A 7,457-nucleotide genomic window follows, 5' to 3' on the forward strand; every position below is an offset into this window, starting at 1 on the left:
CTCGCTTACGCCGGCCGTCGTCATCAGGACCGGTTGACGCAAGGTTTGATACGAATTGCCACTTTGGGCTACGCCCTGCCTGGCACCGTATTGGCAGTCGGTATTTTTATCCCGCTCGCTGCCCTCGATAACTTCTTCATCGACAGCGCTCGCAGACTGATTGATCTGGAACTGCCACAACTGCTGCAGGGCACCGTCATGATTATGCTGCTCGCTTATCTGATCCGTTTCATGGCCGCAGGGTTCAAATCGATCGACAGTGCCATGCATCGGGTTACCAGCAATATCGATGAGGCCTCTCGACTGATGGGACTGCGTGGCATCAAGTTGCTAGCTAAAGTTCATCTGCCGATGTTGCGAGGTGGTATTTTTACTGCTTTGACCCTAGTGTTCGTCGATGTCATGAAGGAAATGCCGATCACCCTGATGACCCGTCCATTCGGCTGGGACACACTGGCGGTGAAGATTTTTGAGCTGACCTCGGAAGGCGAGTGGGAGCGGGCCGCGCTCCCGGCACTGACTCTGCTTTTTTCTGGCTTGGTACCTATCGTCGTGCTGATGCGCGGTGCGGAAAGGGATAGCTGATGACCATCGACCACAAAATTCTGGAACTGAAAGGAATTTCCCAAGCCTACGGCAAGCAGCTGGTCGTTAAGGAATTATCGCTGACATTGGAAAAGGGTGAGATCGGTTGTTTGCTCGGAGCCTCCGGCTGCGGGAAAACTACCGTGCTGCGTACGATTGCCGGTTTCGAGCCGCTGCTCAATGGTGTAATCAGAATCGCCGGGGAGGTTGTCAGCAGTGCCGGATTTTCCCTGCCGCCGGCCAAACGACAGATCGGCATGGTGTTCCAGGATTACGCACTTTTTCCCCACCTGACTATTTTCGATAATGTTGCTTTCGGTCTGCGCGATTTGAACAATGCGGAACAGCTACGTCGGGTAAACGAAGCGCTGGAACTGGTCGGACTGAACAGCGAGCACCGTAAGTACCCGCATGAGATCTCCGGTGGGCAACAGCAGCGAGTTGCCTTGGCGCGAGCATTGGCTCCGCAACCGCAGTTACTGTTAATGGACGAACCTTTCTCTAACCTCGATGTTACCTTGCGCGAGCGTCTGTCGATGGAAGTACGTGATATTCTGAAGGAGTATGGCACAACTGCTCTGTTCGTTACCCACAACCAGCATGAGGCTTTCGCTGTGGCGGACAAAATCGGCGTAATGCATAACGGCGAGATCCTGCAGTGGGCAAGCGCCCATCAACTCTACCATCAGCCGAGCAGCCCGAAGATTGCCGAATTTGTTGGTGAAGGTGCCCTGATCAGCGGTGTAGTGAAAGAAGGGGGGCAGCTTGAGACCGGCCTTGGTCGGCTGGTAGGAGAAGTTAGTCAGCAGTTGCCGGTAAATACTGCGGTCAAACTCCTGGTCCGGCCCGAAGATGTGGTGCACGACGATAACAGCCCTATCAAGGTGAAGGTAATGCGGCGCAACTTTCGCGGCGCCAACATTCTCTATCAACTGTTGCTCGATAGCGGTGAAAAGATTCAAGCACTAGTGCCGAGCCACTGCGACCACCAGCAGGGCGAAAAAATTGGCATTCTGCCGAATGTCCGACACTTGGTTGTTTTTCCGTTTTAGCGTAAAACTTTACGATGACCGTCTATTTGTAGCGAGGGGAAAATGCATACGCGCGATATTGAAGAATGGCAACACCGCCACCAAACCCATAACGACAACAGCACAGCCATCAGGAGCATTTTTTTTGCAAAATAGAGCAGATTTGCAAATCTTGCCGGACTACAAACCAGCCTTCTTCTCTTCATCGCCAAATTTATGCTGCAGCTAGAACAGGGCAACGCGGCCAAGCCCCAGCGTCAGGTGCAGCCTGAGCAGCGCCCGCTGAGATTCATTCATCATTTCCCCCTCCGGAAATCAAATTGAATGTGCAGGAAAAGAGAAAGACGGATTGAAGCAGCTCCAATCCGTCTTTCTCTAGCATTTTGTTTTTAAACTGGTGAACTAGTTGTTCACCAGGGTAATTTTATCACCGATAAACATGGCGTCGGCGCTCTTGATAATCAATGCTGAGGCGGTCTTGTTTTTCGCTTCGATGACGATGGCAGCACCGAGAACCGCATCCGGCAGCTCGAGGTCGCCGGCTTTTTTCAGCAACTCATCAGATACTTTGCGCGGCCGGGAGATGTAGAGCAGATTGCCAGAGGCGACTTGGTCGTCAGCGCCACGGTCGATAAAGACAACGTCATGCGATCCCTGGGTCAGCTTCTCGTCGCGGGTGGCGATGATGTATCCCCCGGTAGCGGTTGCAGCGGATTGCAGGGTGATTTCCTTTGTATCCGGAGTGTATTCAAACAACTCCGCTCCACGGGTGATCTCGCGCAAGGCCCCATTGATTTTCGCAATGACGGTTTCTCCCTTGATTTCGGTGACCTGCAGGAAGCCAAGATTATTCATCATAGTCCCAATCACTTTGTCTGTGACCGGGTGTTTGATCGTGTCGCCTCGGCTGAACAGGCTGTAAGTGTCACCGACGGTCACACTTGCGGGATCTTTCATTTGGACGAAGACCAAGTCCTGCTCGGTCAGCAGAACCCGGTTATCGACCGAATCGACCAGGATGCCGAGCGGTTGCTCAGTGGTCAGGATAAAGCCGTTGCCACGGCCGGTCGATTTGATGGTAATCACTTCCTCCGGTTCCAGAACCGCGTCCTCAGCTACTGTTTCAGAGGTTTCTTCAGCTTTTTCCTGCTCAGCTTCCGGATAGGCCGGGATGATTTCCAGGCGGCCATCTAGGATACGGACTTTCTGGCCCGGGAAGATCAGGTGCGGATTGGTGATGTCCGGGTTGTTCGCCCAGACATTCGGCCAGTAGTAAGGGTCATCGATGAAACGCTGTGACAGATCCCACAGAGTATCCCCTTTTTTGACGGTGTAAATCTGGCCTTCTTCGGCGTTCGCTGGAACGACGGTCATGAAAATCAGTAGGACGAACAGTGATAACCAGCGGTAGATTGTCTGTGTCATCGATTCCCTCACAAATGGTGTTAGGACTTATTCTTAATTCGGGTCATATTGTTATTGCTCGGTTGTCTGAGAGAATTGCTGCACTTCGCGGCTGTCCGGATAACGGTTTCGGAGCTGCGCTAAAGTGTTTTCCGCTTCTTTCGGCAGTTGTTGTTGGCGATAAATCTTAACCAGCATGGCCAGTGCTGCCGGAGCTCGCTGCTGGTCGTTAAGGTCAGCTGAGACCTGCAGGAGATTTTCTCTCGCCTGCACCAGCTTGCCTTGTGAGAACTGTGCACTGGCCAACCAGTAGCGCGCATTCGGGCTGTACTGATGATCTGGATATTTGGCCAGAAAGTTACTGAAACCTGCTTCGGCAATTGCGTTGCGACCTGCGGCAAGGTTAGAGAATGCCTCCAAGTAGCTGGTAGCCGAATCGGCTAGCTCGGACAGCTCTTGACCCATCGAGGCCGGGATAGTCACTGCGAGCGTTTGCTCTATTTGTTGTCCGTTAACAGGTGGCGTAGTCGCTACTGTATTCTGTTGCAGCAACTGCCCGATCTGCTCTTGCAGTACTTTAATCTGTTCGGCCTGCTGTGTCTGTTGCTGTTGGATTTGCGCAAACTGTTGCTTAAGCGCCGTCGGAGGATCGACTGACATTGTTGGAGCGCAGGCGTTTAACAGGAACAGACCGGCGAAGAGAAGAAGCAATGGCCAGCTTGACGATGAATGCTGAGAGGTTTTATTCACTTCCAGGAACCTTCAAATGTAATTATTAACAAAAAATACTAATTTGTAAAAATTATAGGCTTATTAACAGGTTGTCAAGTTTGAAAGGAGAGGAGATGCGAATTAAACCGGTCCTGAAACGGTTTCAAGGTGGTTGCAACAGGTAAGGACTTCGTTCCGCTGTCAGGACAATCTTGTTTTCCTGCTGGTGCTGCCGAAGAAAAGAGCTGATTTTTTGCTGTTGTTCGCCCGGTAGTTCAGAAAAATATTGGAGTTTGCTGGTGAGATAGTCGGATTCGTTCTCAATCCATGAATTAGGTGGAAAAATTGTAGTCTTTTTCCATTTTCCAGCCCAGCAGACAGCAGACAGCAGACAGCAGACAGCGGACTGCTTGTCGTGCTGCAATTTTCAGCGGTTCTTCATCACTCCTTTAGAGTATTGTTCGTTCCTTGGTTCCGCCCCCGGCTAGAACTGATGGTTCGTTTCTGTCAAATTGAAATGTGCTGAACTGTTTAGGGAGTAACGGGTTTGTGCTATGCTCCGCTCGCGGAAAAAACTGAAATGTGAAAAAGGATGTTCATGATAAACGGAATAAAAAGACAAAAGCCGGAATTGCTGATGCCCGCCGGCGATCTGCAGAAACTAAAGACTGCGATTCGCTATGGCGCGGATGCAGTCTACCTGGGGGCCGAGGATTTCGGTCTGCGTGCTCATGCCGGGAATTTCAGCCTGGAGCAATTGGCCGTCGCGCGCGAACTAGCCCGCGCCGCTGGGGTGGCGATCTACCTAACGCTGAATGCATCGCTACGGCCGACTGAATTCGCGGCACTTGAAGATTTGCTAGAGAAGCTCAAGCCGCTTGACCTCGACGCCTACATCGTTGCCGACCCAGGAGTGCTGTCGACGATCCGGCGGGTCGATCCGCATCGCGCGATCCACATCTCGACCCAGGCTAACAGTTGTAACCCGCGGGCCGCCGAATTCTGGCGACAGGCTGGTGCCAACCGGCTTAATTTGGCACGGGAGCTGACGCTGGAGGATATTTGCGCTTTTGCTGGGCAGACTGAGATGCAACTCGAGTGCTTTGTCCATGGCGCTATGTGTGTGGCTCATTCGGGGCGCTGCCTGATTTCCGCCGCGCTCAACGAGCGCAGCGCCAATCGAGGTGATTGCTCACAGCCCTGTCGCTGGAATTATCAGCTGGTCGAGCAGACCCGACCGACCGAACCGATGGATATCGAGGAGGATTTTCGCGGCACTTACTTCTTTAACAGCCGCGACCTATGCTTGGTCGGGCAACTGCCGGAACTGATTGGCGCCGGGGTGGCCAGCTTCAAGGTCGAGGGGAGGATGAAGAGCCTCTATTATGTAGCGACCGCGGCGCGCATCTACCGTGACGCCATCGACCGGCTATGGGAGGATCCGACCGACCTCGATCCGGTTTGGCGCGAAGAGCTGGAAAAAGTCAGCCACCGACCCTACGATACCGGTTTCCTGCTTGGTAACGATGACGCCAAAATTCATCCGAGCGATACCCACTATATCCGCACCCACGATTTCGTCGGTTTCGTCCAGCGGGACGAAACCGGCCTATGGGTTGAAGGGCGCAACCGTTTCCTGTCCGGTGACGAATTGGAGTTGATCGGGCCTCAGATGAGGCAGGAAAAATTTCGGGCAACAAAGATCACTGACCTGGATGGTGTCGCCCTGCCGGCGGGTAACCCGAATTACCAGCTGCGGATGGAGCTGCCCGATTGGGCCGAGGAGGGAGACCTGATCCGCCGCAAACGACCGGAGGGAATATGAAACTGCTGTTGCTTGGCCTTTACCTGCTTGTCACGCTGAGCAAATATGCTCTCGATTGGATCAACCTGCGCCATCGGCAAAAGGAGCATCCTCCTTTGCCGCAGGCGTTTGACGGCAAGCTTGACCAAGAACGATTGACGCGCAGCGATGCCTATGCGCTTGCAGGAGATAAGCTGAGCTTTATCGAGGACGGCGTCGGCGTGGTGCTGACCCTGGCTTTCCTGTTCGGCGGACTTTTCCCTTGGTACGATCAGCGGGTTCAGGAACTGGCTCCCGGTTTTATCGCCAACGGCCTGCTGTTTTTCGGCCTGCTTCTGCTGCTGCAATTAATCGTTGGACTCCCTTTTTCGCTCTATCGCAACTTTGTGCTGGAGGAGAAGTTCGGCTTCAACAAGATGACTTTCAAGCTCTGGTGCGCTGACACACTGAAGTCGTTGCTGATCGGCGGCATTCTGTTTGTCGTGCTGGCGGGCGGGGCGCTCTGGCTGGTGCAGAAGGTAGCGCACAGCTGGTGGCTATGGGTCTGGGGCTTCTGGGCCGGGCTGAGCCTGTTTCTGATGTATGTCTCCCCCTATCTGATCGAACCGCTTTTCTTCAAATTCTCGCCGCTGGCAAAAGAAGGGCTCGAAGATGGGGTGCGGGAGTTGCTCGATAAGGCCGGGGTTAAGGCGGGCAAGGTGCTGCAGGTTGATGCCTCGCGTCGTAGCGCGCACAGCAACGCCTATTTTACCGGCATCGGCAAGGTCAAGCGGGTGGTGCTGTTCGACACCCTGCTCGAGCAGCTTGAGGATCAGGAGTTACTGGCGGTGTTGGCCCATGAGCTGGGGCACTGGCGCTGTGGCCATATCCGCAAGCGTTTGATCAAAAGCCAGTTGGTCGCACTGGGTAGTTGCTGGTTGGCCTTTACCCTGCTAAATGCCGACTGGCTGCCTAGCTTGCTCGGTCTGGAGCAGCTTTCGTTTGCAGGGCAGGTATTGTTGCTTAGCTGGCTGGCCTCACTGGTCGGTTTTTTCTGGACGCCGCTTGGCAGTTTCCTGTCGCGGCGGGATGAGCGGCAGGCCGATCAGTTTGCCATTGAGCTAGTCGGCAGCGGGAGGGAGCTGGCCTCGGGGTTGGTGAAGTTGGCGCGGGAGAACTTGAGCAACCTTTTTCCGCATCCGTTGTATGTGGCGATTTACTATTCGCATCCCGATCTGGTGTCACGGGTAAACTGGCTGGAGAAGCGTAAACCAAAGGGGGAGAAATAGCCAGAAATCTGGTAGCCCGTATCAGAAGGATTGTTTTCGGCCGCCAAGAAAAAAATGGCGTGCCGACCAGGAGGGGGGAAGTCAGCACGCCGAATGTTTGTTGCCTATGAACTATATTACTAAAGAAGTAATAAATTGACAAGAAATAAAACAAGAAAAGTTTTCAATTCCAATATGTCCGATATTTCAGTGGAGTTTTATTGGCTCGACAAAGCGATTTTCGGCACTGACGGTTAGTTGGAAACGTCCCTGGATGCCGGAGTGGGTTAAGAACGGCCGCAGCCGTGAGGCAGGGAAACGGAGCAGTTGACCGTTTTCGGAGTATCCCTGTACGGTACTGGCAACGCCTTGGTAATATTTCATATACTGTTGCTGGCTGATCTGAACGCTGAAACGGTAATGATTCTGTCTGGCTGCGCTCATCATTTAACACTTCGCCGGGAAGTCTCCTTCCGAAAGGTGGGGGATGAACGGCGAAAATGTTTTTTGTTGTAAAATGTTCAGTTCTACCTGATTATATAAACATGAGATACAGAACAGACAAGGGTGCGCATTCGGTATACAGTCTTCAGTTCCACTATGTCGCATGCGTCAAGTACAGAAAAAAGGTCTTCAGCGACAACATTTCTTCTCGCCTTAAGGAAATCAACCTTT

8 protein-coding genes are annotated in these 7,457 nt (G+C 53.0%); 5 read left to right on the forward strand and 3 right to left on the reverse strand.

Annotated features, from left to right (window positions below; genetic code table 11):
* The coding region (locus Q7J88_RS14590; protein ID WP_303722970.1) for an iron ABC transporter permease at positions 1-585 on the forward strand (585 nt) is incomplete at its 5' end.
* Positions 585-1,637 carry an ABC transporter ATP-binding protein gene (locus Q7J88_RS14595; RefSeq protein WP_303722971.1) on the forward strand — a complete coding sequence of 351 codons (1,053 nt, stop codon included), beginning with the start codon at positions 585-587 and terminating at the stop codon, positions 1,635-1,637. The genes Q7J88_RS14590 and Q7J88_RS14595, both read left to right, overlap by 1 nt.
* Before the next feature lie 381 nt (positions 1,638-2,018).
* On the opposite strand, the gene Q7J88_RS14600 is transcribed toward Q7J88_RS14595, so the two are convergent.
* The gene (locus Q7J88_RS14600; RefSeq protein WP_303722972.1) at positions 2,019-3,041 is read right to left on the reverse strand and encodes a LysM peptidoglycan-binding domain-containing protein; all 1,023 of its coding nucleotides are present in this window, start codon (positions 3,039-3,041) and stop codon (positions 2,019-2,021) included.
* Positions 3,042-3,092: 51 nt separating this feature from the next.
* Entirely contained in the window at positions 3,093-3,770 is a 678-nt protein-coding gene (locus tag Q7J88_RS14605) for a tetratricopeptide repeat protein (protein WP_303722973.1), read from the reverse strand.
* Positions 3,771-4,329: 559 nt separating this feature from the next.
* Between Q7J88_RS14605 and Q7J88_RS14610 the strand changes: the two genes are divergently transcribed.
* Both Q7J88_RS14610 and Q7J88_RS14615 read left to right on the forward strand, forming a co-directional pair.
* Entirely contained in the window at positions 4,330-5,556 is a 1,227-nt protein-coding gene (locus tag Q7J88_RS14610) for a U32 family peptidase (RefSeq protein ID WP_303722974.1), read from the forward strand.
* Positions 5,553-6,803: a M48 family metallopeptidase gene (locus Q7J88_RS14615; protein WP_303722975.1), complete on the forward strand. Its 1,251-nt coding sequence runs from the start codon at positions 5,553-5,555 to the stop codon at positions 6,801-6,803. The genes Q7J88_RS14610 and Q7J88_RS14615 overlap by 4 nt, the downstream gene beginning before the upstream one ends.
* Positions 6,804-6,989: 186 nt before the next feature.
* On the opposite strand, the gene Q7J88_RS14620 is transcribed toward Q7J88_RS14615, so the two are convergent.
* Complete coding sequence (locus Q7J88_RS14620) at positions 6,990-7,229, reverse strand: DUF2835 domain-containing protein (protein ID WP_303722976.1); 240 nt, start codon at positions 7,227-7,229, stop codon at positions 6,990-6,992.
* 98 nt (positions 7,230-7,327) lie between these two features.
* On the opposite strand from Q7J88_RS14620, the gene Q7J88_RS15500 reads away from it, so the two are divergent.
* Positions 7,328-7,457 (forward strand): transposase (locus tag Q7J88_RS15500; protein WP_369682052.1); only part of this gene is annotated, 130 nt, incomplete at its 3' end.

The organism is Malonomonas rubra (assembly GCF_003247215.1).
In the GTDB taxonomy this organism is placed as follows: Bacteria; Desulfobacterota; Desulfuromonadia; order Desulfuromonadales; family Geopsychrobacteraceae; genus Malonomonas; species Malonomonas rubra_A.